At 74.8% G+C, this 26,526-nt stretch carries 17 protein-coding genes; 4 read left to right on the top strand and 13 right to left on the bottom strand.

Annotation, left to right across the window (positions count from 1 at the left end):
* Nucleotides 1-46: 46 nt before the first annotated feature.
* A complete protein-coding gene (locus EV188_RS21660) occupies nucleotides 47-2,896 on the bottom strand; it encodes an AfsR/SARP family transcriptional regulator (RefSeq protein WP_133828402.1) in 2,850 nt (949 codons plus the stop codon).
* 131 nt (nucleotides 2,897-3,027) lie between these two features.
* Between EV188_RS21660 and EV188_RS21655 the strand changes: the two genes are divergently transcribed.
* Entirely contained in the window at nucleotides 3,028-3,318 is a 291-nt protein-coding gene (locus tag EV188_RS21655; protein ID WP_133828401.1) for a YdhR family protein, read from the top strand.
* Between the two features lie 26 nt (nucleotides 3,319-3,344).
* A complete protein-coding gene (locus EV188_RS21650) occupies nucleotides 3,345-4,727 on the top strand; it encodes an FAD-binding oxidoreductase (RefSeq protein WP_133828400.1) in 1,383 nt (460 codons plus the stop codon).
* 166 nt (nucleotides 4,728-4,893) lie between these two features.
* On the opposite strand, the gene clpB is transcribed toward EV188_RS21650, so the two are convergent.
* Nucleotides 4,894-7,485: an ATP-dependent chaperone ClpB gene (clpB, locus tag EV188_RS21645; RefSeq protein WP_133828399.1), complete on the bottom strand. Its 2,592-nt coding sequence runs from the start codon at nucleotides 7,483-7,485 to the stop codon at nucleotides 4,894-4,896.
* Between the two features lie 336 nt (nucleotides 7,486-7,821).
* Between clpB and EV188_RS21640 the strand changes: the two genes are divergently transcribed.
* A complete protein-coding gene (locus tag EV188_RS21640; protein WP_243741890.1) occupies nucleotides 7,822-9,279 on the top strand; it encodes an FAD-binding oxidoreductase in 1,458 nt (485 codons plus the stop codon).
* On the opposite strand, the gene EV188_RS21635 is transcribed toward EV188_RS21640, so the two are convergent.
* The 11 genes from EV188_RS21635 to EV188_RS21585 all read right to left on the bottom strand — a co-directional run bounded on the left by EV188_RS21635 (nucleotide 9,280) and on the right by EV188_RS21585 (nucleotide 23,303).
* A complete protein-coding gene (locus tag EV188_RS21635; protein ID WP_133828398.1) occupies nucleotides 9,280-9,765 on the bottom strand; it encodes a heat shock protein transcriptional repressor HspR in 486 nt (161 codons plus the stop codon).
* Nucleotides 9,762-11,018: a molecular chaperone DnaJ gene (dnaJ, locus tag EV188_RS21630; RefSeq protein WP_133828397.1), complete on the bottom strand. Its 1,257-nt coding sequence runs from the start codon at nucleotides 11,016-11,018 to the stop codon at nucleotides 9,762-9,764. The genes EV188_RS21635 and dnaJ overlap by 4 nt, the downstream gene beginning before the upstream one ends.
* Nucleotides 11,019-11,068: 50 nt before the next feature.
* Complete coding sequence (grpE, locus tag EV188_RS21625; protein WP_243741889.1) at nucleotides 11,069-11,809, bottom strand: nucleotide exchange factor GrpE; 741 nt, start codon at nucleotides 11,807-11,809, stop codon at nucleotides 11,069-11,071.
* Nucleotides 11,810-11,902: 93 nt separating this feature from the next.
* Nucleotides 11,903-13,759 (bottom strand): molecular chaperone DnaK, encoded by a 1,857-nt coding sequence (dnaK, locus tag EV188_RS21620; RefSeq protein WP_133828395.1) that lies wholly within the window; start codon nucleotides 13,757-13,759, stop codon nucleotides 11,903-11,905.
* A gap of 181 nt (nucleotides 13,760-13,940) precedes the next feature.
* Nucleotides 13,941-14,846, bottom strand: coding sequence for a TIGR01777 family oxidoreductase (locus EV188_RS21615; RefSeq protein ID WP_133828394.1), 906 nt, complete (start codon nucleotides 14,844-14,846; stop codon nucleotides 13,941-13,943).
* 33 nt (nucleotides 14,847-14,879) lie between these two features.
* Entirely contained in the window at nucleotides 14,880-15,863 is a 984-nt protein-coding gene (locus tag EV188_RS21610; protein ID WP_133828595.1) for a C40 family peptidase, read from the bottom strand.
* 81 nt (nucleotides 15,864-15,944) lie between these two features.
* Entirely contained in the window at nucleotides 15,945-16,529 is a 585-nt protein-coding gene (locus EV188_RS21605; protein ID WP_133828393.1) for a hypothetical protein, read from the bottom strand.
* Complete coding sequence (locus EV188_RS31855) at nucleotides 16,513-18,390, bottom strand: MFS transporter (protein ID WP_166660009.1); 1,878 nt, start codon at nucleotides 18,388-18,390, stop codon at nucleotides 16,513-16,515. The genes EV188_RS21605 and EV188_RS31855 overlap by 17 nt, the downstream gene beginning before the upstream one ends.
* A 206-nt stretch (nucleotides 18,391-18,596) precedes the next feature.
* Complete coding sequence (locus tag EV188_RS21595) at nucleotides 18,597-21,824, bottom strand: ATP-binding protein (RefSeq protein WP_424922949.1); 3,228 nt, start codon at nucleotides 21,822-21,824, stop codon at nucleotides 18,597-18,599.
* Between the two features lie 67 nt (nucleotides 21,825-21,891).
* Complete coding sequence (locus tag EV188_RS32285; RefSeq protein ID WP_208114329.1) at nucleotides 21,892-23,031, bottom strand: hypothetical protein; 1,140 nt, start codon at nucleotides 23,029-23,031, stop codon at nucleotides 21,892-21,894.
* Between the two features lie 5 nt (nucleotides 23,032-23,036).
* Nucleotides 23,037-23,303: a hypothetical protein gene (locus tag EV188_RS21585; protein WP_133828392.1), complete on the bottom strand. Its 267-nt coding sequence runs from the start codon at nucleotides 23,301-23,303 to the stop codon at nucleotides 23,037-23,039.
* A 487-nt stretch (nucleotides 23,304-23,790) separates the two neighbouring features.
* Between EV188_RS21585 and EV188_RS21580 the strand changes: the two genes are divergently transcribed.
* Complete coding sequence (locus tag EV188_RS21580) at nucleotides 23,791-26,310, top strand: heterodisulfide reductase-related iron-sulfur binding cluster (RefSeq protein WP_133828391.1); 2,520 nt, start codon at nucleotides 23,791-23,793, stop codon at nucleotides 26,308-26,310.
* Nucleotides 26,311-26,526: the final 216 nt, after the last annotated feature.

The following is a 26,526-nucleotide window of genomic DNA, read 5'->3' as shown; positions in this document are numbered from 1 at the left end:
GCTCGGCGTCGGTCGGTGACGCCGTCGAGGGTCGGGCCGGGTCCTGTCAGCGCGCGTGCACGCCGCTGTCACTGCCGGCGAGGTGGCGCGCGAGGGCGTCGCGGGCGAGGGCGAGCGCCCGGTCGCGGTCCGGGGCGGCGGGGTCCGGGACACCGCGCCCGCCCGGCGGGTCCGGGGCGTCCGGGGCGCGGTCGGCGGCGGCGTCGAGGAGGTCGGCCGTGGCGTGGTCGTCGAGGGTCCGCAGCAGCACGGCCAGGTTGCGCAGGGTGACCCACTGATGGCCCCAGTTGCCGCCCTCGGCCCAGTGGTCGATCACGTCGCGGTAGCCGCGCAGGGCGGCCGCGAGGTGGCCCACCCGCGACCGCAGCGACGCGAGGCCGACCGCGGCGATCGCCTCGAGGAACGTCGACCCCACCGCGCGGGCCAGCGCGATCGCGGTCGCGTAGCCGTCCGCGGCGGCGTCGACCCGGTCCTCGACGCTGTCGATCTCCGCGGTGACGTACGCGGCGAGCCCGCGCAGGGTCGGCACGTCGCCGGTGGGGATGCGGGCGACCAGCGCGCGGGCCCGCGCCGGGTCGCCGGCGTAGAGGGCGCCCAGCGCGCCGACCCCGGGCTGCGGCACCGGGCCGGTGGCCAGCGCGCGGGCCGCGACGTCGTGGTCCACGGCGGCCTCCCAGTCCCCGAGCGTGAGCGCGACCTGCGCGAGCACCGACCGGTTGAACCGCCGCCCCTCGACCCCGGCGGGGCGCTCCAGGCCGGTGTGCGCGAGCCGGTCGGCGCGGCGGGCGTCGGCGCGCATGTAGGCGTCCTGGGCGGCCGCTGCCCACACCTGGCCCTCCTCCGGGTGCCCGGCCAGCGCCGGGTCGTCGAGCAGCTCGGTGGCCCACCCGCGGATCTCCACCAGGTCGCGCCAGGTCGCGGCCTCGACGAGCAGGACGATCACGGCCACGGCCGCGTCGAGGTCGCCGCGGCTGCGGGCCAGGCGCCAGGCCGCGCGGAGGTTGCCCTGCTCCCGGCGCAGCGTCCGGTCGACGGCCGCCTCGTCGGCGGTCCGCGCGGTCCGCTGCGCCCAGCCCGCGAGCTCGACGGCCCAGGCCACCAGCAGCGCGTCGGCGGCGTCGTCCTCTCCGGCGGCCACCAGCTCGTCGCGCCCGAAGGCGCGCAGCGTCTCCAGGATGCGGTAGCGGGTGCGCCCGGCGGGGTCGGGCACGGCCTCGACCATCGAGGCGTCGACCAGCCGCGCGAGCAGGTCACCGGCGTCGCCGCCGAGCCCGAGTGCCGCCGCCGTCGTCTCCACGGCGGTGAGGTCGACGCCGTCGGCGAACACGGCGAGGTGCCGGAAGAGGCGCTGCTCGTCGACGCCGAGCAGGTCGTAGGACCACGCCACGGTCGCCCGCAGGGTGCGGTGGCGCTCGTGCAGGGCCCGGCTGCCGAGCAGGTCCAGCGAGCGGTCGAGGCGGGCCGCGAGCGCGGCGGGCGCGAACGTCGGCAGCCGGCCCGCGGCCAGCTCGATGGCCAGGGGCAGGCCCTCCAGGCGGCGCACGATCTCGGCGACGTCGCGCAGCTCGTCGGGCCCGAACGCGAGGTCCGGGCGCACCCGGCGGGCGCGGTCGAGGAAGACGGCGACCGCGGGCACCGCCGCCAGGTCCGCCGACCCCGCCGACACCGCCCCGGGTGTCGCGAGCGGCGCGAGGCGGACGACGGCCTCCTCGCCCAGCCCGAGCGGCTCGCGGCTCGTGGCGAGCAGCGTGGTCGCCGGACAGTGCTCGAGCAGCGCACCGGCGAGCTCGCGGACCGCGTCGAGCAGGTGCTCGCAGTTGTCCAGCACCACGAGCCGCGGGGTCCCGGCGAGCACGTCGAGGCACGCGCGCAGGACGTCGCCGGTGCCGGTGTGCAGGCGCAGCGCGTCGGCCAGCGCGTGGGGGACGCCGGCAGGGTCGGTGACCGGCGCGAGCAGCAGCGTCGCGGCGCCGGGGGAACGGCGGGCGAGCTCGCGCGCCAGGCGCGTCTTCCCGACGCCGCCGGCCCCGACCACGGTGACCAGCCGCTCGCTGGCGAGCAGCCGTTCGGTCGCCGCCAGCTCGCGGTCCCGGCCGTGCAGGCCGAGTCGGGTCTCCGGTGACACGCGAGGCGCCGGCACCACCTCGCCCGCCGCGACCTCGCTCTCCAGCGCGGCGAGGGCCGGCGAGGGATCCAGCCCCGTCTCGTCGGCGAGCCGCGCCCGGTACTCCCGCGCGGTCTGCAGGGCCCGCGGCGCCTGGCCGGTGGCCGCCTGCGCCCGCACGAGCAGCAGGACCGCGGGCTCGCACAGCGGGTCGTCCGCGAGGGCGTCGCCCGCGGGCTCCAGCGCCTGCTCCGCCGCGCCGGTGGCGATCAGGGCGGCGGCGAGGCGGTCGGTGACGTCGCGCCAGAGCTCGCGGGCTGCCTGCGCCACCGCGCGCAGCGGGGGCACGTCGGCGAGGTCGGCGAGCGCCGTGCCCCGCCACGCGGCCCGGGCCTCGCGCAGGAGCCCCACGGCCGTGGCCGGGTCGTCGGTGGCCCGGGCGAGGTCGCGCAGCGCGCGGACGCGCCGCAGGTCGAGGCCGCCCTCGGCGAGGTGGAGGCGGTAGCCGCCGTCGTCGGTGGTCAGGCAGGGCCCGCCCGCCGGGCCGAGGTCGGCGCGCAGCCGGGAGACGTGGCTGTGGACGGTGGCGCGCGCGGACTCCGGCGGGTCGTCCGGCCACAGGGCGTCCACCAGCTGCTCGACGGTGACGGTGCGGCCCTCGGCCAGCCCCAGCAGGGCCAGCACGGCGCGGCGCTTGGGCCCGCGCACGTCCACCGCGGCGCCGTCGACGGCGAGCCGCAGCGGCCCGAGCACGTCGACGCCGACGCGTGCGCCCCGCTCGACGTCGCCCACCCGGCACCACTCCCCGTGATGAGCATGCCGGGCTGTCAGCGACGTGCAAGGGGCGTGCCAGCCGATCGGCCCAGAGTTCCCGGCGTCGGACCGTCCGGCCGACACGCACCGCGACCACCGGAGCACCCACCATGTACGCCCTGCACATCACGTTCACCTCGTCCGCCCCGGCCGAACAGACCCGCGACGGCGCCGTCGCCTTCGCCGAGGCGCTGCGCACCGTCCCCGGGTTCGTCGCCAAGACCTGGCTGGTCAACGGGTCCCACCACGGCGGCTTCTACCTCTTCACCGACCGCGCCGCCGCCGAGGCGTACCGCGACGGCCCGCTCGTCGACGGCCTGCGCCGCCACCCGGCGTTCGCCGACCTCGAGGTCCGCGGCTGGGACGTGGACGAGTCCCTCGGCGCCCTCACCCACGCCTGACCACCCCGACCCTCCAGGAGCACGCCATGACCATCACCCCGGACCGGACCCTCGTCGCCGCGCTGCGCGCGGAGATCACCGGCGACGTCATCGACCGCACCGACCACCGCTACGAAGAGGCCCGCCGGGTCTGGAACGGCCTCATCGACCGCCATCCCCTGGTCATCGCCCGCTGCCGCGACGTGACCGACGTGGTCGCCGCGCTCGCCGTGGCCCGTCGGCACCGTCCGGTCGTGAGCATCCGCGGGGGCGGCCACCAGGTCGCGGGCAGCGCCGTCTGCGACGACGGCCTGGTGATCGACCTGTCGGGGATGACCGAGGTGACCGTCGACGCGGCGGCCCGCACCGCGCGGGTCGGTGCCGGCGCGCGCTGGTCCGACGTCAACGCCGCCACCCAGCGCCACGGCCTCGTCGTCGCCGGCGGCGAGGTGTCCGAGACCGGCGTCGCCGGCCTGACCCTCGGCGGCGGGATCGGCGCCCTGCAGCGGGCGTACGGCCTGAGCTGCGACGCCCTGCGCGCGGTGGAGATCGTCACCGCGGACGGGGTCGCGCGCACCGCGAGCGCCACCGAGCACGCGGACCTCTTCTGGGCGGTGCGCGGCGGCGGGCGCGGCATCGGCGTCGTGACGACGATGGAGTTCGCGCTGCGGCCGCTGGGCCCGCAGGTGGCGAGCGCGCTCGTGCTCTACCCGTACGACCAGGCCGCCGCCGTGCTGGACGCCTGGCGCGACCTCGTGCCCCGCATGCCGGACACGGTCTCGCCGGAGTACGCGATCTGGAGCGTGCCCCCCGACCCGGCGATCCCCGCCGAGATGCACGGGATGCCGGTGATCGCCGTCGCCGGGCTGTACGCGGGCCCGGCCGACGAGGGGCTCGCGGTGCTCGCACCGCTGGCCCGCCTCGGCACCCCGCTGATGGACGCCACGGCGATCACCGACTACACGGCGAGCCAGTCCGCCCTCGACCCGCTCTTCCCGGCCGGGAACCGCTACTTCTTCAAGTCGCACTTCCTGGAGGAGCTCACCGACGCGGCGGCCGAGGCCGTCGTCGCGTGCGGCGAGGGGCGCCCGACCCCGCAGTGCATCGCGGTCGTCCGCACCCTCGGCGGCGCGGTCGCCGCGGTCGGCGACGACGAGACGGCGTTCGCCCACCGCCGGGCCCGGTTCAACGTCAGCATCGACGCCGGCTGGTCCGACCCGGCCGACGACGACGCCGCGATCGGCTGGGCCCGCCGGGCGTGGGACCGGCTCACCCCGTCCGCGACCGGCGGCGTCTACGTCAACTTCGCCGGCCTCGACGAGGACGCCGACCGCGACGCGGTGTTCGGCGCGCACACCGCCCGTCTCGACGCCATCGCCCGCACCTACGACCCGGACGGCGTCCTCACGGCAGCGGCGACCCGGCACTGACTCGCCCGGTTTCTGAGCGAAGGGCACCTTCGATCGCCTAGACGGGCGAGGGGCGCCCTTCGCCAGAACGCGCGGCCCGCCGGCGCCGGCTCCCACAACGAGCGAAGGACCCCTTCGATCGAACTCGTCGATCGAAGGGGCCCTTCGCTCAGAACGGCTCGGGACCTCAGGCCGCGCGCGACACCACGAGCGCACCCGCGCCCGCGTCACCCGCCTCGTCGAGGTCGACCTGCACCGTGTCGCCCTCGCGGACGTCGCCGGCGAGCAGGGCCTTGGCGAGCTGGTCGCCGATGGCCGACTGCACGAGCCGGCGCAGCGGGCGCGCCCCGAAGATCGGGTCGAAGCCCTGCAGCGCGAGCCACTCGCGGGCGGCGTCGCTGACGGCGAGCGTCAGGCGGCGGGCCGCCAGGCGGGCGCCGAGGCGCTCGAGCTGGATGTCGACGATCGACGTCAGCTCCTCGGTCGACAGGGCGTGGAAGACCACGACGTCGTCGAGCCGGTTGAGGAACTCCGGCTTGAACGAGCGCCGCACGACCTCCATGACCTTCTCCCGGCGGCCGTCGTCGTCGAGCGAGGTGTCGACGAGCGCGGCGGAGCCGAGGTTCGAGGTCAGCACGAGGATCGTGTTGCGGAAGTCGACCGTGCGGCCCTGGCCGTCGGTGAGGCGCCCGTCGTCGAGGACCTGCAGGAGCACGTCGAAGACGTCCGGGTGCGCCTTCTCGACCTCGTCGAGCAGCACCACCGAGTACGGGCGGCGCCGGACGGCCTCGGTGAGCTGACCGCCCTGGTCGTAGCCGACGTACCCGGGCGGCGCGCCGACGAGCCGGGCGACCGAGTGCTTCTCGCCGTACTCGCTCATGTCGATGCGGATCATCGCCCGCTCGTCGTCGAACAGGAACGCGGCGAGCGCCTTGGCCAGCTCGGTCTTGCCGACGCCGGTGGGGCCGAGGAACAGGAACGAGCCGGTCGGCCGGTCCTCCTCGCTGATGCCGGCGCGGGCCCGGCGGACGGCGTCGGACACCGCGCGGACGGCCTCGGCCTGGCCGACGACGCGGCGGCCGAGCTCGTCCTCCATGCGCAGGAGCTTGGCGGTCTCGCCCTCGAGCAGGCGCCCGGCGGGGATGCCGGTCCACGCCGACACGACGTCCGCGACGTCGTCGGGGCCGACCTCCTCCTTGAGCATCTCCGGGGCCACCGCGGCGGCGTCGGCCGCCTCCAGCTCCTTCTCCAGGGCCGGGATGCGGCCGTGGATCAGCTCGGCGGCCCGGCCGAGGTCGCCGTCGCGGGTGGCGCGCTCGGCCTCCCCGCGCAGCGTCTCGAGCTGCTCCTTGAGCCCGCGGCTGGCGTCGATCGACTCCTTCTCGCCCTGCCAGCGGGCGGTGAGGGCGTCGAGCTCCTCGCGCCGCTCGGCGAGCTCGGCCCGCAGCGCGCGCAGGCGCTCGGCCGACGCCGCGTCGGACTCCTTCTCCAGCGCCATCTCCTCGATCTCGAGGCGGCGCACGGCGCGCTCGACCTCGTCGATCTCGACGGGCCGCGAGTCAATCTCCATGCGGAGCCGCGAGCTGGCCTCGTCGACGAGGTCGATCGCCTTGTCGGGCAGGAAGCGCGCGGTGATGTAGCGGTCGGAGAGCGTGGCGGCGGCGACGAGCGCGGCGTCGGTGATCCGCACGCCGTGGTGCACCTCGTAGCGCTCCTTGAGCCCGCGCAGGATGCCGACGGTGTCGTCGACGGTCGGCTCGCCGACCAGCACCTGCTGGAAGCGGCGCTCCAGGGCCGGGTCGGACTCGATGTGCTGGCGGTACTCGTCGAGCGTCGTGGCACCGACCATGCGCAGCTCGCCGCGGGCGAGCATCGGCTTGATCATGTTGCCGGCGTCCATCGCCGACTCGCCGGTCGCGCCGGCGCCGACGATCGTGTGCAGCTCGTCGATGAACGTGATGACCTGGCCCGCGGAGTCGGTGATCTCCTGCAGGACGGCCTTGAGCCGCTCCTCGAACTCGCCGCGGTACTTGGCGCCCGCGACCATCGACCCGAGGTCCAGGGCGACGACCCGCTTGTTGCGCAGCGACTCGGGGACGTCGCCGGCGACGATGCGCTGGGCGAGCCCCTCGACGATCGCGGTCTTGCCGACGCCGGGCTCGCCGATGAGCACGGGGTTGTTCTTGGTGCGCCGCGAGAGGACCTGCACGACGCGGCGGATCTCGGCGTCGCGGCCGACCACCGGGTCGAGGGCGCCGTCGCGGGCGCGCTCGGTGAGGTCCTGGCCGTACTTCTCGAGGGCCTGGAAGGTGCCCTCCGGGTCGGCCGAGGTGACGCGCCCGGAGCCGCGCACCTTGGTGAACGCCTCCTTGAGCGCCTCCGGCGTCGCGCCGTGGCGCGTCAGCACCTCGGCGGTGCGACCACCGGCCGCGGCGAGCCCGACGAGCAGGTGCTCGGTCGAGACGTACTCGTCGCCCATGTCCGCGGCGAGCTGCTGGGCGTGCTGGAGCACCCGCGCCATCTCACGGTCGAACTGCGGGGCGGCCACGCTGGAGCCGCTCGCGCTCGGCAGGCTCGCGATGACCTTGCCGACGTCGGAGCGCACGGCCGACGGATCCGCCCCGACCGCGCGCAGCAGCGGCTCGGTGAGGCCGTCGGTCTGGTCCAGCAGGGCGGCCGCGAGGTGGGCCGGCGCGACCTGCGGGTGACCGTCGACGGTGGCCTGCCGGACGGCGGCCGACACAGCCTGCTGGGTGCGGGTGGTGGGGGTGAAGTCCATGCGGTTCCTCCTGCGCTGCGTACGGGTGCGGACGGGCGGCCCACCAGCCGCCGCGGTCCTGACTTGAGTCTATCTCGCTCAACTCTGTGGGAGCGCGGTTTCTTCCCTTCGACTCGTCACGGTGACCGGTCACCCACTGCAACGACGGTGGAGTGCCGCATATCGGACCGTCGTCGCTGCTCAGCGTGCGTACGCACACCGTCCGGCGCACGTGGCGAGCCGGACGACGGGCCCGCGTTGGGGACCCTGCGTGACGATCGCTGACGGGGTGTCATAGTGGTCCGGTCGCGCGGGTACGTGGTCCGTGCGCCGGGGGGCCGAGGAGGAACGTCGTCCATGTCCGCGGAGCCGCTGTCCGCCGGGGACCCGACCTCCGGTCCGGCCGCCGAGCGGACCCCTGGGCCTTCGCCGAGCCGTCGCGGGCGGCGCCTCGCCCCGGTCCGCGCCGTGCCGCCACCGCCCACGACGCCGATCGTGCGGCCCGGGCGCCACGCGGCCCCCGACGACACCCCGGACGGGTCCGCGAACGAAGCGCCCGGCACGACGACGCAGCGCCCCGGCCGTCTCGTCGCGCCGGAGACCGTCGCCGCGCCGCCCCCGGTCGTGCGGCAGCCACCGGCGCCCACCCCGACTCCGACTCCGGCGCCGCCGCCCCGGCCCGAGCCCGCCCGCGCGGACGAGACCCCGGAGCAGCACGCCGCCCGCCGGGTCCGGCAGACGTGGACCGAGGTCGAGCCGCAGGTCGACGAGCTCGCCGACTGGTTCGCGGCGCTGCTGTTCAGCCTCGCCCCGGAGTCCCGCGCGCTGTTCCCCGCGCGCGTCACCGAGCCGGCGCGCCGGCTGCTGCGCTCGCTCGTGCTGCCGATGAGCACCGTCGACCGTCCCGGCGAGCTGCGCCCGATGCTTGAGCCGCTCGTGCGTGAGCACCGCGCGCTGGGCCTGCGCGCCGAACAGTACGAGGCGCTCGGGGTCGCGCTGATCGGGGCGATGCGCCGGTTCGGGCGCACCTGGGACGAGGCCACCGAGCATGCCTGGGTGCGCGCGTTCTCGCTGGCGGCGGGCCCGATGGAGCAGGCGGTCCGCGCCGCCGCCGCGCCGGCGGTCGCCGAGGGCACGGTCGTGGGCCACCGGCGCCTGAGCTGGGACCTCGCCGTGCTGCACGTCGCGCCGGACGCCCCGGTGCCCCACCGGGCGGGGCAGTACCTCACCGTGGAGATCCCCCAGCGCCCGCGGATGTGGCGGCCGCTGAGCCCGGCCACGGCGCCGCGTCCCGACGGGCTGCTCGAGTTCCACGTGCGCGCCGTCGAGGGCGGCTGGGTGAGCCGGGCGATGGTCGCGCACGCGACGCCGGGCGACCGGTGGCGCCTCGGCCCGCCCGCCGGGCGGCTGGGCCTCGACCCGCGCAGCACCCGCGAGGTGCTCATGGTCGCCGGCGGCACCGGCGGCGCGCCCGTGCTCGCGCTCTGCGAGGACATGGCCCGCTGGACCCGCCCGCGCCCGTGCACGGTGTTCCTCGGCGGTCGCGTGCCCGAGGACCTCACGGTGCTCGACCGGCTCCACGAGCTCGCCGAGCACCACCCCTGGCTCGCCGTCGCCCCGGTCTGCGAGGACGACCCGCTCGACGAGCGCAGCCAGCCCGGGACGCTGCCCGACGCCGTGGTGCGCGGCGGCGACTGGTCGCGCCACGACATCCTGCTGTCGGGCTCGCCGAGCATGATCCGCGCGACGGCGTCGGCGCTCCTCGTCGACGGCGTCCCGCTCGACCGCATCACCTACGACCCGTTCACGGACTAGCTAGTCGCGGCGGCGGGGGCCGGGCTGCCACACGACCACCGACTGGGTCCGGCGGGCGGGCAGACGGTCGCCGGACGAGCCGTCGGCGGCGTTGCGCGCGGCCTGCTCGGCCGCGGCACGCCACCCCGCGAGCTCCTCGGTGACCTCCGCGAGGCGGTCGGTCAGCGCCCCGACCTCGCGCTCGAGCTCGATGATGCGCTTGATGCCGGCGAGGTTGACGCCGTCCTCCTGCGAGAGCCGCTGGACCTCGCGGAGCACGGCGATGTCGCGCACCGAGTAGCGCCGCCCGCCGCCGCTGGCGCGGCCCGGCGTCACGAGACCGATCCGGTCGTAGGAGCGCAGGGTCTGCGCGTGCATGCCGGCGATCTGGGCCGCCACCGAGATGACGAAGACCGGGGTGTCCTCGTCGGCCCAGGCGGGCAGGGGCGGCAGGGAGGAGGCGCCGAGCGGGGACGGCCAGGGTCCCCGCCCGTCGCGCCCGCTCATGACGCCGTCTCCCTCCGTGCGGCGGCCTCGGCGCGCCGGGTGAGCTCGGCACGGGGGTCGTGGTCGGCAGTGGCCTTGACGTAGGCGTCGAGCGCCTCGCGGGCCTCGGAGCTCAGGCGCTGCGGGACCGAGAGCTCGACGGTGACGAGCAGGTCGCCGGTGCGCCCGTCCTTGCGGTGCACCCCGCGGCCGCGGACGCGCAGGGTGCGCCCGCTCTGGCTGCCCGCGGGCACCTTGAGCGAGACCTTGCCGTCCATCGTGGGCACGGTGATCGTCGTGCCGTCGACGAGCTCGGGGAACGTCACCGGCACGGTGAGCGTCAGGTCGTCGGCGTTGCGCTCGGAGCGCCCGAACAGGTCGTCGGCGTTGACGTGGACGACCACGAACAAGTCGCCCGCGGGCCCGCCGCGGCTACCCGGCTGGCCCTGGCCGGCGAGGCGGATGCGCTGCCCGTCGTCGACACCGGCCGGGATGCGCACCGTGAGGGTGCGCGACTTGGTGCTGACGCCGTCGCCCCCGCACTCGGGGCACGGGTCGTCGACGATCGAGCCGGTGCCCGAGCAGTCGCGGCACGGCTCGCTGAACGCGAACGCACCCTGGCTGCGCGAGACGACACCGGCGCCGCCGCAGGTCAGACACGTGCGCGGGCTGGTGCCGGGCTTGGCGCCGTTGCCACCGCAGGTGTTGCAGCGCGTCGGCGACGCCAGGCGCAGCGGCAGGGTCGTGCCGCCGACCGCCTCGGAGAAGTCGATGCGGACGTCGGTCTCGACGTCCGCGCCGCGCTGCTCGCGGGGACGGGACGTGCCCGCGCCCGGCATCGGGCCCCCGGTCGGGGCACCCGCCCCGCCGCCGAACAGGCCGCCGAGCAGGTCGCCGAGGCCGCCGGCCCCGGGCTGCTGCCCGCCGCGCCCGCCGAAGAGGTCGCCGACGTCGAAGCCGCCGGAGAAGCCGGTGCCCCCGGCACCGGCCCCCGCGCCGGCACCCCGGCCGCCGCCGAAGCCACCGAAGCGGCCGCCGCCGAACATGGCGCGTGCCTCGTCGTACTGCTGGCGCTTCTCGGTGTCCGAGAGCACCCCGTACGCCTCGCCGGCGGCCTTGAACCGGGCCTCGGCCTTCGCGTCGCCGGGCTTGGCGTCGGGGTGGTTCTCGCGGGCGATCTTGCGATACGCCTTCTTGATGTCGTCCGCGGAGGCGTCCTTGGCCACGCCCAGCTCGCGGTAGTAGTCCTTCTCGACCCAGTCACGGGCGCTCATGTCGGGACTGCTCCTTCCGCGGTGTGGGGGATGGGGTGGTCAGGATCGCGCTACGAGGTGCCGGCGTCGGCGGGCTCGGTCGGTGCCGGCGACGCCGGGGCGGACCCGTCGGAGTCGGTGACCCCGACCATGGCGGCGCGCAGCACGCGGTCGCCGAAGCGGTAACCGCGACGCATCACCGTGGTGACGGTCGGGCCCGAGACCTCGGACGAGGTCTCGTGGGCGACGGCCTCGTGCACCGACGGGTCGAACGCGTCGCCCTCGGCGCCGAAGGGCTCGAGGCCGGCACGCTGCAGCGTCTCGGACAGCCGGTCGGCCACGACCTTGAACGGACCGGTCAGGTCGCCGTGGTTCTGCGCGCGCTCGACGTCGTCGAGCACGGTGAGCAGCTCGCCCGCGACGGACGCCTTGGCGCCCGCGACGGTCGACTCGCGCTCCCGCTCGGTGCGGCGCCGGTAGTTGGTGAACTCGGCGGACACCCGCTGCAGGTCCGCGGTGCGCTCGGCGAGCTCGGCGCGCACGCGCTCGAGCTCGGGGTCGACCGCACCGTCGGCCGCAGCACCGTTCGCCGCGGACGCCGCGGCGGCGGACTCCGCCGCACGGGCCTCGCCGGCGATGGTCTGGGCACCGTCCGGGGCGGCCGTGTCGCCGCCGTCGGTGGCACCGTCCGGCTGGGCGGTGCCCTGCGGGGCGTCCTGACCGGACGTGGGCACCCCACCGACACTGGAGTCGGTGGCCCCGGGGACATCGGTGGCGTCGGCGTTCTCGCGGCCGACGACCGGATCCTGCACTGTGACCTCCTCGAGAGGCATGTGGTCGGAGCTGGCGGACGGGACGACCCGCACCGGCGGGGCCGCGGTGACCGCGGCCCCGCCGGTCGGGGGTCAGTCCTTCTTGTCCTTCTCGTCGTCGACGATCTCGGCGTCGACCACGTCGTCGGCCTGGCCGGAGGCGTCCTCGGCACCGGCGGCACCGCCGGCGGCCGCGCCGCCCTCGGACTGCTGCTGGGCGTAGAGCGCCTGGCCGAGCTCCTGCGACTCGGTGGCGACCTTCTCCGAGGCGGCCTTGATCGCCTCGGTGTCCTCACCCTTGAGGGCCTCCTTGAGCTCGCCGATCGAGCCCTGGACCTTCTCCTTGACGTCCGACGGGAGCTTCTCGTCGTTGTCGGTGATGAACTTCTCGGTCTGGTAGACCAGCGTCTCGGCCTGGTTGCGGGTCTCCGCGGCCTCGCGGCGCTGACGGTCCTCGTCGGCGTGGGCCTCGGCGTCCTGGACCATGCGGTCGATCTCGTCCTTCGAGAGGGCCGAGCCGCCGGTGATGGTCATCTGCTGGGACTTGCCGGTGCCCTTGTCGACCGCCGAGACGTTGACGATGCCGTTGGCGTCGATGTCGAAGCTGACCTCGATCTGCGGCACGCCCTGCGGGGCGGGCGGCAGGTCGGTGAGCTCGAACATGCCGAGCTTCTTGTTGTAGGCCGCGATCTCGCGCTCGCCCTGGAAGACCTGGATCTGGACCGACGGCTGGTTGTTCTCGGCCGTCGTGAAGACCTCGGACTTCTTGGTCGGGATCGTCGTGTTCTTCTCGATGAGCCGCGTCATGACGCCGCCCTTGGTCTCGATGCCCAGCGAGAGCGGCGTGACGTCGAGCAGCAGGACGTCCTTGACGTCGCCGCGCAGGACGCCGGCCTGCAGCGTGGCGCCGACGGCCACGACCTCGTCCGGGTTGACGCCCTTGTTGGGCTCCTTGCCGCCGGTGAGCTCCTTGACCAGGTCGTGCACCGCGGGCATGCGGGTCGAACCACCGACCAGCACGACGTGGTTGATCTGGCCGACCGAGATGCCGGCGTCCTTGATGACCTGGTTGAACGGCTTGCGGCACCGGTCGAGCAGGTCGGAGGTGATCCGCTGGAACTCGGCGCGCGAGAGCGTCTCGTCCAGGAAGAGCGGGTTCTTCTCGGCGTCGACCGTGATGTAGGGCAGGTTGATGCCGGCGCTGGACGAGCTGGAGAGCTCGATCTTCGCCTTCTCCGCCGCCTCACGCAGACGCTGCATCGCCATCTTGTCCTTGGACAGGTCGATGCCCTGCGAGCCCTTGAACTTCTCGACGAGCCAGTTGATGATCCGCTCGTCCCAGTCGTCGCCGCCGAGGTTGTTGTCGCCGTTGGTGGCCTTCACCTCGACGACGCCGTCGCCGATCTCGAGCAGGGACACGTCGAACGTGCCGCCGCCGAGGTCGAAGACGAGGATCGTCTGGTCGTCGTCGCCCTTCTCGAGGCCGTAGGCGAGGGCCGCGGCCGTGGGCTCGTTGACGATGCGCAGGACGTTGAGCCCCGCGATCTGGCCGGCCTCCTTGGTGGCCTGCCGCTGCGCGTCCTCGAAGTAGGCCGGGACGGTGATCACCGCGTCGGTGACCTCTTCGCCCAGGTAGGCCTCGGCGTCGCGCTTGAGCTTCTGCAGCGTCCGGGCGCTGATCTCCTGCGCGGTGTACTTCTTGTCGTCGATCTCGACCGACCAGTCGGTGCCCATGTGCCGCTTGACCGACCGGATGGTGCGGTCGACGTTCGTCACCGCCTGGTTCTTGGCCGACTGGCCGACCAGGACGTCGCCGTTGCGGGCGAACGCGACCACCGACGGGGTGGTGCGGCTGCCCTCCGAGTTCGCGATGACCGTCGGCTCGCCGCCCTCCAGGACGGCGACCACGGAGTTGGTCGTGCCGAGGTCGATGCCGACCGCTCGCGCCATGCTCGTGTCTCCTCTCGAGACCCGTGGATTCCGGGTGTGTCGTTGAGTGCTCTGCGCTCAAGTATCTGCCCTGCGAGGCCATCCTCGCAAACGCGACCTGAGTCTGTTGCGCTCAAGTGTGTCATCCCGACCAACGGAGCATCTCACCGACTTGTTCCCGGCACGCTCAACTTCGCCGAAATCAGCGCGCGAGATCGTCGACGGCGCTGGTCAGCCGGGGGTGCCGGAAGCGGAACCCGAGGTCGAGCGCCCGGCGCGGGAGCATCCGCTGGCTCGTGACGACCATCTCGGCGGCGCCACCGAGCCGCGCGTGGACGGCGTCGGCGGGCTCGACCGCCGGCGAGGGGGCGCCGGCCGACGCCGCGAGCACCGCGGCCAGCTCGCGGTGCCGTACGGGTCCCGGTGCCACCACGTTGACGACGCCGCGGCGCCGGCCGTCCTCGAGGCAGGCGACGAGCAGGTCCACGACGTCGTCGACGTGGATCCACGGCACCCACTGCTCGCCGGACCCGAGGACCGCGCCGCGTCCCTCGAGGAACGGGCGCCGGAAGAAGTCGAAGGCCCCGTGGCCAGGCCCGAGCACGACCCCGATCCGGGCCACGACGACCCGCACCGACGCCGCGGCCTCCCGCGCCGCCTCCTCCCAGTCGGCGTAGACGTCGCCCAGGACCAGCTCCCGCGACGCCGGGGCGTCGTCGCCCAGCTCGGCGTCCCCCGCATCCCCGCAGACGGTGAACCCGCTCGCGCTGACGAGCACGCCCGGCCTGTCACGACGTGCCAGCGCCCGCACCACGCGCCGCGTGACGTCCACCCGGCTGCGTCGCATGACCTCGACGTACTCGGGGGTCCAGCGCTGCTCGAACACGTTGCGCCCGGCGAGGTTGACGACCGTCCCCGCCGCCGTGACGGCGTCCTCGAGGTCCTCACCGGTGCCGACCCACCGCCACCCGGGGTGCGCGGCGGCCGCCGACGACGGGTCGCGGGACACGCCGGTCACCGCGTGCCCGCGCTCGTGGAGGGCGGCGGCGACCAGCGCGCCGATCCACCCGTGCGTCCCGGTGACCACGACCGGGTCCGACGTCGCCATGACACCGCAGCCTAGGAGCCGACGGGGGCCCGGTCAGGCTCGGTCGGAGCCCGTCCCGGGGCGGGTCGCGAGCGGCAGCAGCTCGCCCTCGTCGAACTTCACCGCGCGGGTGCCCAGCGGCACGCCGGTCTGCTGGGCCTCCATCATCTGCCCGTTCCCGAGGTACATCGCGACGTGGTGGATGGTGTCCGGGTCCGACTCGTCGTAGGCCCAGAACAGCAGGTCACCGGGCTGCGCCTGCTCCACCGGGACGTGCGCGCCCGCGTGGTACTGGTCGCGGGACACGCGCGGCAGGACGATCCCGGCGCGCTGGTAGGCGCGCAGCATGAGCCCCGAGCAGTCGTAGCTGCTCGGTCCCGTGGCGCCCCAGACGTAGGGCTTGCCGGTCTCGGCGGTCGCGAACTCGATGGCCGTGCGCGCGACGCCCGGCGGCAGCGCGGACGCCGGTCCCGGCCCGGCCTCGTCGGCGGGCACGCACTCCTGGATCGCCCCGGCGACGCCCGCGAGATCGGTGACGAGGCTGTTCGCCAACGACTCCCACTTCGCGTACGCGTTCGGGAACGCCGAGCGCTGCACGATCTGGGCGGCCTGCGTCACCGGCATCTGGTCCCAGCCCGGCACGGTGAGCAGGCGCTCGAGGAACGTCCGCGTCGCGTAGACGGGGTCGCGGACCTGCGCCGGCGAGCCCCAGCCCTGGCTCGGGCGCTGCTGGAACACGCCCAGCGAGTCGTGGTCGACCGCGACGTCCATGCCCACGGTCCCCATCTGGGACTCCTGCATGGCCGTGGCGAGGGCGACGATCCAGCCGCGGGGCGGCACGGCCATGCCCTTGGCGACCCCGATGATCGTCGCCGCGGTCTGGCGCTGGACCTCGTTCAGCTCGGCAGAGGTCTGCGGCGCGTCCCCCGACGGCCCGGTGCCCGTGCCGGCCTCGCACGACGTGCCCCCCGTCTCCTCCTCGCCGAAGGGCACGAACTGGCCGGCCACGAGCAGACCGCCCGCGAGCACGATCACCATGAACGCCGCGAGCCCGGCCACCGGGAGCAGAAGGCGCAGGATGCGGAAGCCGGGCGGCAGCCGGGGCGGCGTGATCACGGGTCAGGACGCCCGGTCGTAGCCGGAGACGCGCCAGTCACCCGGCCCCACCTGCACGAGGAGGAGCTCGAGGCGCACGGCGTCCGTCGGGACCTGCACGCGCACGGCCTCCGGGCGCACGTCGACGGCCTGCGGCGGGCCGGTGACGCGCGAGCCCGGGACGTTGGCGGGGTCGACCGACGCGAGGACCGCCAGGTACTCGTCGGTGGTGTACGGCGCGAGCCCGGCGCTCCACTGCGCGGGCGTCGTCCCCGGCGGGTGGGTCGCCCAGGCCTGGGTCCAGCGCTGCGCGACGGCGAGCGCGACCGGCGGCGCGGCGCTGAGCGGGAGGCTCTGCGGGCGCAGCTCGGTGATCGTCGGCTGGCCGGGGGCCGCGGTGGCCGTCCCGGGCGACGCCGAGGGGGCCGGGCCGAGGGCGCGCCCGGGCGCGGGCCCGGGGCCGCCCAGGGACCCGCTGAGGTACGACAGGCCCGCGGCGATCGCGATGACGACGACGACCACGAAGAACAGGCGCACCGGGGAGTGCAGCGGCCACTCCCACAGCGCGCGGTAGGCCGCCGCGCGCCCGCGCCTAGTCCGGATCGGCACCTGCGCCTCCCTCGCCGGCGGGGCGCGGGGCCGGGCGGGACCGCGACGAGCGGGTCGACGACCCCGCGCCGATCGGCCGGCTGGGCCGGTAGATCCGGTACACCGGCGCGCCGTCGACCAGCTCGGCCTGCACGGGACGGCGTGGCCCACCGGCCTCACCGGTCTGCGCGGCCACGCTGCGGTAGAGGCTGCGGTCGGCGTCGCTGATCTGGGCGCGCGCCGGGGTGGGATCGCGGTCGCCGCGCGGCGCGCCGCCCGGCACCGCGCCCGCCCCGCGGGGCAGGGCGCGCTGGGCGGCGGTGCGCGCGGCCAGGGCCGCGGCGGGATCGGCGTCGTGGCCGGGCGTGCTGCCCGCCCGCGTGCCGACCCGCTCGCTGTCGACGCGCACCGGCGCGGCGGGGTCGGCACCGGCCGCGGCGGCCACCGTGGGATCGGTCCGCGACGGCGTGCTGCCCTCCGGGCGCCAGCCGTCGCCCCCGCCCCCGGCGGCGTCGCGGCGCTCGGACCACCAGTCGTCCTGACGGGCGGGCGAGCGCGGCAGGAACCGGGAGAACATCCCGCTCCCGGCGGGCGGCAGGACGCCGCTCATCTGGTCGCGGGTCAGCGAGACCATCGCCTCGAGCCGTCGGAACGGTCTCGCCAGCGCCCACAGCACGATCGTCACGACCCCGGTGACCAGCAGCCCGAGCCACGTGTCCACCCCGGAGCCGGGCCGGAACAGCGCGATGACCATGAGCGAGTGCAGGCCCGCCATGGCGCCGACGAGCAGCGTGTTGACCAGCGCCGCCCCGCCGACCCGCAGCGTCGCCGGCAGCACCTCGGGCTTCAGCAGCGCCACCACGGCGAGCGCGGGCGCGATCATCACGAGCAACCGGATGATCAGCATCGAGACGAGGATGAGCAGCTTGCTCATCAGCTGGAACAGGCCGATGCACACGGCCTGGATCAGCGCGAGCATCCCGGCGCCGGTCCGCGAGCCCTGCCGGCCCTGGAAGTAGCTGTACCGGTCCCCCGCGCGGTCGGCCACGGCCGTGAACTGCTGCTTCTTCGCGTCCGCCGTGGCCTGGTTGTCCTGGCCGTCCGCGATCTCCTGCTTGGTGAACGTCTGCGCCCGCAGCAGCTCCCGGCCCATGTCGCGGGCCTGGGGCACGTCGGCGGACCCGAACTCCCCGCGCAGCCAGTTGTTGTAGACGATCTGGTCGGTCAGGACCGTCGGCAGCGTGTTCGCGTCGCCCACCCCGACCTGCGACAGGAACCCGCGCTGCATCGCCGTGACGCCGTCGAGCAGGACCCCGTCGAGCACGCTCGACCAGCGCACGGGCGCGGCGTACGCCGCCGCCGCGACCGCCAGCGCGATCACCGCGATCCCCGCCCGCTGCGCCTGGCGCGACAGGTCGCCGCGCATCGCGAGCACCAGCATGATCGCCGCGAGCACGATCAGCGCGAGCCCGACCCAGGTCGTGAACACGGCGTTGTACATCGCCGCCGTACCGGCCTGGACGATGCCGTCGAGCGGCTGCAGCAGCCCGGAGCCCCGCTCGATGAGGTAGTGCGCCCAGTTCACGCCGCCGACGACGAGCTTCGCGAGGTTGAAGAACTGGTTGCCGAGCCACGTGTCGGTCGCCGCCGCGGGGTCGCGGGCGGCGCCGGGGCCGCAGCCGAGGTCGTAGGTCCACCAGATCTGCCCGGCGTAGCCGACCTCGTGGTAGACGCTGCCCGGCGCGCCGACCCCGAGCGGGGCCGGGTCGAGCGAGCCGACGAGCCCCGTCCCGGGCCGGTCCGGGTCGGGCGGCGCCTTGCAGTCCAGCGGCGCCGCCGACGCGGGCAGGGCGAAGAGCACGAGGCCCGTGATCAGCGACATCACGACGACCGTCGCCCGCCGCCGCCCGCGCCGACCCGTGCTGCTGATGCGCACTCGGGGAGTGCGAGCGATGCGGCTTCGCTGGCGCTCAAGGCCAGGATCGCCACATCCTCGCTGCGGCGACACGCCGACGGCGTCGTCCTGGGCGCGCCGGGACCGTCGCCACCCCACGACGAGGGCGGCGACGAGGATCGCGACGGCGAGCGTCACCCCGTGGTCCCCGGGCCGCGGCGGCCGGCGCCGACCCAGCGGCCCGGATCCTGCACCTCACTGCCCTCGCGCCAGCCCGGGTTCCGGTCGGCGGCCGTCGTCACGGTCGCGTCGTCGCTCAGCTCGCCGACCGCGTCACCCGTGGCCTCGCCCTCGTCCATGACCCAGGCGTCGGCCCACTCGTCGTCGCCGACGGGCGCGGGGTCGGGCGCCCCGGGAACGCCGGCGGGACCGCTGCCCAGATCGTCGTCGAGGTCGGGCGCCAGGTCGTCGAGACGCTCGTCGAACCCCGACGTGATCGCTTCGGCGTCGGGACGCTCGTCGAGCACCGTGCCCTCGACGACGGTGCGCTCGACGAGGGGGTCGCGCGACGGGGTCACCGGCGACACGCGCGCGGTGCCCGGCGGCGGGGTCGCGGGACGGCGCGGGGGTGCCGGGCGGGACGGGCCCTGCGGCGCGCCGGCCGCAGTGGGCAGGGGACCGCTGGGCGGGCCCGCCGGCGGGACGATCGGGACCGGGCCGGTGCGCTCCGCGTCGGTCTCGGGCGGGACGGGGTGCGACCCCGACACCGGAGCGGCCGGCAGCGGGCGGGCCCGGCGCGCGTCGGGGTTGGTGTCCAGCGTCTCGCGCAGGTGCTCGAGGTGCGGGCCCTCGAGATCGATCCGGATCTTCTCGACGCCGCCGTGCCCGTCGGCGAACACGAACTGGCGCGGGGTGTCGTCGGGCCGGTCGTCGTGGCGGGGCCGCGGCGAGAGGGTGCCGAGCATCTCCTCGTAGCCGACCTCGGTGGGCACGCGCAGCAGGCGCAGCGCCTCGGCCTGCGCCTCCTCGTCGTCGGTGCGCCCGACGAACACCGCGTTGACCAGCGACGCGAACCCGGGCACGCGCAGCAGGTCGCCCGCGAGCTGGGAGGCGAACAGGGCGCGGACGTTGAACTTCCGCGAGTCGCGGGCGAGCCGGTCGATGAGCACCTTGCCGGTGGGGATCTGAGACAGGAAGTGCGTCTCGTCGAGCGCGACGCCCTTCCGCAGGTTCCGGTCGGCGGTGTAGATCGTGCGCTGGGTCAGCCAGGACGCGAGGTTGAGCAGCTCGACCGCGAGCGACTCGCCGTCGGTCCACTCCTCGCGCGGGCTGCCGGGGCGCGGCAGGGACATGCCCTGCATGGTCAGCACGGTGAGGCGGTAGTTCTCCTCGCCCTGCCACGGGTCCTCGCGCGGGTCGGCGTTGCGGTCGGGGAACAGCAGCGCGGCCTGGGGCAGCTCGCGGCGCTCCTCGAGGAAGTCGGCGACGACGTCCGCGTGCTCCTCGCCCTCGCGCGCGTGACGGCGCAGGACGGCGATGACCTGGCCCGGGTCGCGGTCCGGGGCGCCGCCGACCTCGCGGACCGCGCGCAGCAGCACGATCCGGGTGTGGGGCAGGCGCGCCACGTCGAAGGGCAGCAGGCCGGTGAGGACGTCGAGCACCAGGCGGCGCCGGGTCGCCGCGGCCAGCGAGCGCTCGCGGCGCCACGCCTTGTCCGGGTCGTCCTCGTCGAGGAAGTGGTCGCGGCGGGGCTCGGCCACCACCCGGTAGGGGTTGAGGATGCCGGGGTCGGCGCCCAGCAGGTGGATGTGCCGCGAGAACGGCGCGAGCTCGGGGAGCTTGGTCAGCTCGGCGAGCGGGCCCGACGGGTCGAGCACCGTCCAGCGGGCCCCGGCGCGCAGCGTCTTGTAGACGAGCAGTCCGGTGAGGAACGACTTCCCGGAGCCGAGGCCACCCACGACCGCCGTGAGGCCCGACGCGCGCCGGACCTCCTGCGCCATCCACGGGTCCCACGCCACCGGGCGCCGGGTGGCCGTGCAGGTCTCGCCGATCATGATGCCGCGCCGGTCGCCCACCGACGCCGACGCGGCCGGCACGCCCGCGGCCACCCAGGTCACCGAGCCTCGGCGCCGGTAGGCCGTCGACGCCAGCGGCTCGCCGGGGATGAACTCGCGCGCGTAGGCGTACTGGGCCTCGGGGTGCTCCATCGCGACCCGCGGGCGGTAGAGGTCGAGCACCTGCTGGGCGCGCGTCAGCGCCTCGCCCTCGTCGCGCCCGGACACCGCGACGCGCCACCAGCCGTAGACCCGGGTGTTGAGCTGGGTGAGCCCGCCGGAGAGCTCGTCCTCGATCTGCAGCACCCGGTCGGCCTGCCGCGAGAGCGACATCGGCGGGTCGAGGTCGTGGTCGTGGGTGTAGTGCCGGATCTGGCTGCGCACCTTGCCCATCTGGCGCTGCAGCTCCCCGGCGACCTCCTCGGGCTTGCGCACGTAGATCCGCGCCGACCACTCGACGGGGAAGGGCAGGCGGTCGCTGCGCTGCATCCACGGGTCGTCGGCCTCGGGGATGCGCAGCGCGTCCATGAGGCCCACCGACAGCACCGCGACGTGCCGCTGCACCGGCTGGGTGCCGAAGCGCCCGAGCACCTGGACGGTCGGCGCGTACGGCTCCTGCTGCAGCGCGACGCCGTCGGTGAACGCGGCGAGGTCCTCGGCCTCCCAGTGGTCGCCCGACGCCGGCGCCACCGTGCGCGGCGCGGGCAGGCCCAGCGAGCACGACCGGTGCATCAGCCAGGCCATGTCCTCGGCGGTCGCCGGCACCGCGTCGAGGCCCGCCCGCGAGACCAGCGCCTCGACGTGCGCGATCTCGGACTCCAGCGCGGCCAGCTCGGCGGTCGCCGCCGACGGGACCAGGCGGCCGAGCACCGGCGCGGCGCCCTCGAGCCAGCGGTCGACCACCGAGCGCCCGGAGACCTCGACGCCGAGGAAGACCTCCTTGTCGGACATCGACAGGCCCATGAGGTGGCGCTGCTCGCCCTCGAGGAAGCTCTCCCAGCTCAGCGCGCCGGGGACGTCCGGCATCCGGCCGGGCGCGTTGTGGTCGAACGTCTCGGCCCACAGCGCGACGGGGTAGGGCCGCGAGGTGACCCGCACGTGCAGCCAGCGGCCCTGCAGCTCGCCGAGCTGGGTCGCGATCTGGCGGATGAGCGTCTCGCGCTGGGTGTCGCTGCGGAAGCTCCAGGGCTGCGGCGCGAGGCGGTACCAGGCCGTGACGGCCGTCGCGGTGCGCGCGAGGTTGCCGTCGATGGCGCGCAGCGAGATCGCGGGCCGGTAGCCGGCGGCGGGCGACTCGCCGACCAGCGAGCGACCGCGCCGGCCGTGGCCGTTGCCGCCGTTCCCGGTGCTGCTGCGGGCCGGGCGCAGGCCCTTCGCACTGTCGCCGGCCTCGATCGCCTCGGGTGGGGACTCCCGGTCGAGTGCGCGCCGCGCCCTACCGCGGCGCAGCACCGGGATCTCCTCGTCGGTCGCGGGACCGCGCGCCCGGGCCGAACGGGGCGTCGCTCGGGGTGCTCGGGGTGGCCGGCGCCGACGGCTCGTTCGACATCGGCCAGCCGGGGCGCCGCCGCGGGCGCGTCGCGCGCCGCTGGGTGCGGTCGGGGTCGGGGTCGGCCTTGCGGATCACGGAGCCCGCACGGCGCGCCGGCACGGCCTCGCGGCGGGCGCCGGTCCAGGCCGCGATCGCCGCGTCGCCCGCGCGGGGACCGGGCACGGGGGGCAGCTCGGCGGGGGCCTCGGTGGGAGTCGGGGACGTGCCGTCGCTGACGCTCTCGCCCACGTCGGCGCTCGACGGCGGCCCGAAGTCGGCGTCGGCGGCGCGGGCTGTCTCGGCAGACGCTCTCTCCGCGGCAGCCTTCTCCGCAGCAGCCTTCTCGGCGCGCGCCTTCTCGGCCGCCCGCTCCGCCCGGGCGCGCCGGCGGGCCAGGGTCGCCTCGCTCGGGCCGGCGGCGGGGCGGGCCGCGCGGGCGTGCGAGGGCCCGGTCGTCGGCACGCCGGGCGTGTCGGCGGGCGCCTCCTCCGTGACCTCGGCCACCGGCCCGGGGGTCGGTGCGGGCTCCGGCACCGGCTCCGCGACCAGCACCTCGTCGTCGCGGGGCGGCGGGCCCCAGGCGGCGTCGTCGGCCGGATCGACCGTGGCCGGGCGGGCGGCCTTCGGCGCAGTGCGGTCGCTGCCGCGCGGGAGGGCGACGGCCGTGGGCAAGCCGGTGAGCCGCGGGCGGTCGCGACGCACGGTGACGTGCCCGGTGGTCAGCGCCCCGCCGGTGACGCGGTGGCGGGCGCGGGGGCCACGCAGCTCGTGGACGAAGAGCGTCAGCCACTCCAGCAGCGGGCGCTCGTCGTTGATGCGCCGGGACACGAACCGGGTGACCGCGACGGTGATCAGCAGCGCCCAGGCCACCGAGAAGAAGCCGAGGTCGATGCCGAGGCGGCGCTGCAGGAACATCACCACGAGCATCACGAGCAGCCCGACCCCGTAGGCGGAGTAGCGGGCGCGCCAGGGGAAGGTCGCGCGCGGCGGACCCAACCAGACGGCGTCGACGCGGTAGACCTCGTCGTCGGTGCGGATGTGCACCCGCGTCACCCGGTGATGAGCTGGGCGAAGAACGCACCGACACGCGCACCCGCACCAGGCGTGAGGGCGATGCCGAGCGCGATCAGGCCGATGATCAGGCCGATGCTGCGGCGGGCGACGCCGGCGTTGTCACCACGCCCGCCGATCCACAACATGATGATCGCGATGCCCAGGAGGATCAGCGGGACGATGTTGTCCTGGATCCACCCCTGGAGCCCGCCGGTTCCCGGGGCCTGCGCGACCAGGTCGGCGCCGAGGAACGTGACGGTCATGGCGGTCCTCCCGCAAACGTGCTGGTCGATGTGCCGGAAACCGTTCTCGACCGGTCGAGTAAACACGGCGCCGTGAGGGAATCAAACACCCTCGGCAACGGGTCCATCACACCCGTCGACGGCGTCCGAGCACCCGCTTTCCACGCCCTCCCCCACAGGCGTGCCCGCATCGTCGACCCTCCGCGACCGGCGGGTGATGAGCACCCGCTCTCCTGGTCCGGATGAGCCTATCGTGATCCACACGGCACGGGCCGTCATCACGCTCCGGCGTGGCGCGGCGGGATTCGCCATCGCAAAGCATCGCTCGTCCGTGGCGACGAACGGCGCAGCCGCCGGGCCCGTCGGGACGTCCACTCCGGTTACCGGCGAGTAGCCTCAGTCACCTCTCGGAGCGCCGAGGTCCCTACCGGCCGTTACAGTGCCGCCGACGCAGTCGTTGTCTCACCGGGCCCTCCACCACGGGCCCGGCCCACGGGGAGGTCCCGTCGTGATCGTCCGTTTGGTCCTGGGGCTCGCCCTGACCCTGGCCGTGGTCGTCGTGGCCGCCCGCCGGTCATGGTGGCTCTACAGCCTGATCGCCTCCGGTCAGCCCGATGCGAAGCGTGCCGACGGCCTCGGCGCGCGCGTGCGCGCCCAGTTCGTGGAGGTGTTCGGGCAGCGCAAACTGCTGCGCTGGTCCATCCCCGGCCTCGCCCACCTCTTCACGATGTGGGGCTTCATCATCCTGCTGACGGTCTACATCGAGGCCTACGGCGCCCTGTTCGTCGAGGACTTCCACATCCCGCTGATCGGGCGCTGGTCGGTCCTCGGCTTCCTGCAGGACTTCATCGCGATCATGGTGCTGATCTCGATCATCGCCTTCGCGATCATGCGCGTGCAGCAGGCGCCGGAGCGCCGCGCCCGGACCTCCCGCTTCTACGGCAGCCACACCGGCGGCGCCTGGCTGATCCTGTTCCTGATCTTCAACGTCGTCTGGACGCTGTTCGCCTTCCGCGGCAGCTCGTCGGCGGCGGGCAACCTGCCCTACGACTCGGGCGCCTGGGCCTCGATCGGCGTCGGGTACCTGTTCTCCGGGGTCCCGGAGCCCACGCTCTTCGTCCTCGAGACGGTCTTCCTGCTGCTGCACATCGCGGTCGCGCTGATCTTCCTGGTGGTCGTGCTCTACTCGAAGCACCTCCACATCTTCATCGCGCCGATCAACGTCTCGGCCAAGCGCCTGCCGAAGGCGCTCGGCCCGGTGCCGCCGATCGAGCACGAGGGCAAGCCGATCGACTTCGAGGATCCGCCGGAGGACGCCTCGTTCGGTCGCGGCAAGATCGAGGACTTCACGTGGAAGGGCATGCTCGACTTCGCGACCTGCACCGAGTGCGGTCGCTGCCAGAGCCAGTGCCCGGCGTGGAACACCGGCAAGCCGCTGTCGCCGAAGCTGCTGATCATGGACCTGCGCGACCACATGTTCGCGAAGGCGCCGTACATGATCGGCGGCAAGGACATGCCCGAGGAGGGCGCCGCCACCCAGGCCGGCGCGAACAACCCGGGTGAGCCCGTCCACGACGGCCACGGCGTGCCGGAGTCCGGCTACGAGCGCTACCGCAAGAGCGACGACGTCCAGGCCTCGCGCCCGCTGGTCGGCACCGCCGAGCAGCTCGGCGTCATCGACCCCGAGGTCCTGTGGTCGTGCACCACCTGCGGCGCCTGCGTCGAGCAGTGCCCGGTCGACATCGAGCACGTCGACCACATCATCGACATGCGCCGCAACCAGGTCATGATCGAGTCGGAGTTCCCGGCCGAGCTCGGGGTGCTCTTCCGCAACCTCGAGAACAAGGGCAACCCCTGGGGCCAGAACAACTCGTCGCGCATGGACTGGGCGAAGGACCTCCCCTTCGACGTGCCCGAGTTCGACGGCGAGCTCTCCCCGGAGACCGAGTACCTGTTCTTCATCGGCTGCGCCGGCGCGTTCGACGACAACGCCAAGAAGACGGTGCGCGCGGTCGCCGAGCTGCTGCACATCGCCGACGTCGACTACGTCGTGCTCGGCAAGGAGGAGAGCTGCACCGGCGACCCGGCGCGGCGCTCGGGCAACGAGTTCCTCTTCCAGATGATGGCCATGCAGACCAAGGAGATGCTCGACGCCGTCTTCGAGGGCCGCGAGCCGGGGACGCGCAAGATCGTCACCACCTGCCCGCACTGCATGAACACCCTCGGGCGCGAGTACCCGCAGCTCGACGGCCACTACGAGGTCGTCCACCACACCCAGCTGCTCAACCAGCTCGTCCGCGAGAAGAAGCTGGTGCCGGTGGCGCCCGAGTCGTCGCCCGTGCCGCAGGCGAAGCTCGACATCAACCCGTCGACGAACCTGCAGTACCACGGCCCGCACTCCGACGGCACCGAGCGCGGGCTGATCCCCGCCAACGGGCACGCCACCGAGGGCCACGACGCCGACCAGGCCGCGCCGGCCGCGGTCGCCCTCGCGGAGAAGGAGTCGACGAACGGGCACGCGGGGTCGAACGGCAACGGGCACGCGGGCTCGAACGGTGGGGCCCGCAAGACCGTGACCTACCACGACCCCTGCTACCTGGGCCGGCACAACGAGGTCTACAGCCCGCCCCGCGAGCTGGTCGAGGCCGCGGGCGCCGAGCTCAAGGAGATGCCCCGTCACGCCGACCGTGCCCTGTGCTGCGGCGCCGGGGGTGCGCGGATGTGGATGGAGGAGCACATCGGCAAGCGCATCAACATGGACCGCGTCGACGAGGCCATCTCCACCGAGACCGACACGATCGCCACCGGCTGCCCGTTCTGCCGCGTGATGCTCACCGACGGGCTCACCGAGCGCCAGAGCGAGTCCAAGGCCACGAACACCGAGGTCATGGACGTCTCGCAGATGCTCCTCGCGGCCGTGAAGCGCGGGCGCCCGGAGGCGACGACGGAGACCGACCACGAGGGCGACTCGGACCCCGACACCGCGGCCACCTCGGCCAACGTGCAGAACCCGTCCTCGGAGAACTAGCGCGCCCTCCGGGGCCCGTGCCGGACGAACGAACGGCGCTCTCGCTGCTTCCGAAGCAGCGAGAGCGCCGTTCGTGTTTCCGGGGGTCCGGGGTGTCGGCAGCGAACGCGCTGTTCGCTGCCTCTAGGTGTCGTGACCCGAGACGTTGTGTGCGGCGGCGTGTCGGGTTGATCGAGGAGGGCCTCCGGGGCGGGGTGGGTGTGTCTGAAGCATCCG

Source organism: Actinomycetospora succinea (genome assembly GCF_004363095.1).
GTDB classification, from domain to species: Bacteria; Actinomycetota; Actinomycetes; order Mycobacteriales; family Pseudonocardiaceae; genus Actinomycetospora; species Actinomycetospora succinea.
The sequence above is the reverse complement of the archived record's forward strand: the minus strand, read 5'-3'. Positions and strand labels throughout refer to the sequence as shown.

Bases quoted from the DNA above. Each gene is read 5' to 3' on its own strand.
- EV188_RS21655 (WP_133828401.1), top strand. From the start codon at position 3,028: ATGTACGCCCTGCACATCACGTTCACCTCGTCCGCCCCGGCCGAACAG.
- EV188_RS21650 (WP_133828400.1), top strand. From the start codon at position 3,345: ATGACCATCACCCCGGACCGGACCCTCGTCGCCGCGCTGCGCGCGGAG.
- clpB (WP_133828399.1), bottom strand. From the start codon at position 7,485: ATGGACTTCACCCCCACCACCCGCACCCAGCAGGCTGTGTCGGCCGCC.
- EV188_RS21640 (WP_243741890.1), top strand. From the start codon at position 7,822: ATGTCCGCGGAGCCGCTGTCCGCCGGGGACCCGACCTCCGGTCCGGCC.
- EV188_RS21635 (WP_133828398.1), bottom strand. From the start codon at position 9,765: ATGAGCGGGCGCGACGGGCGGGGACCCTGGCCGTCCCCGCTCGGCGCC.
- dnaJ (WP_133828397.1), bottom strand. From the start codon at position 11,018: ATGAGCGCCCGTGACTGGGTCGAGAAGGACTACTACCGCGAGCTGGGC.
- dnaK (WP_133828395.1), bottom strand. From the start codon at position 13,759: ATGGCGCGAGCGGTCGGCATCGACCTCGGCACGACCAACTCCGTGGTC.
- EV188_RS21615 (WP_133828394.1), bottom strand. From the start codon at position 14,846: ATGGCGACGTCGGACCCGGTCGTGGTCACCGGGACGCACGGGTGGATC.
- EV188_RS21610 (WP_133828595.1), bottom strand. From the start codon at position 15,863: ATGGTGATCGTGCTCGCGGGCGGTCTGCTCGTGGCCGGCCAGTTCGTG.
- EV188_RS31855 (WP_166660009.1), bottom strand. From the start codon at position 18,390: ATGTCGCTGATCACGGGCCTCGTGCTCTTCGCCCTGCCCGCGTCGGCG.
- EV188_RS21585 (WP_133828392.1), bottom strand. From the start codon at position 23,303: ATGACCGTCACGTTCCTCGGCGCCGACCTGGTCGCGCAGGCCCCGGGA.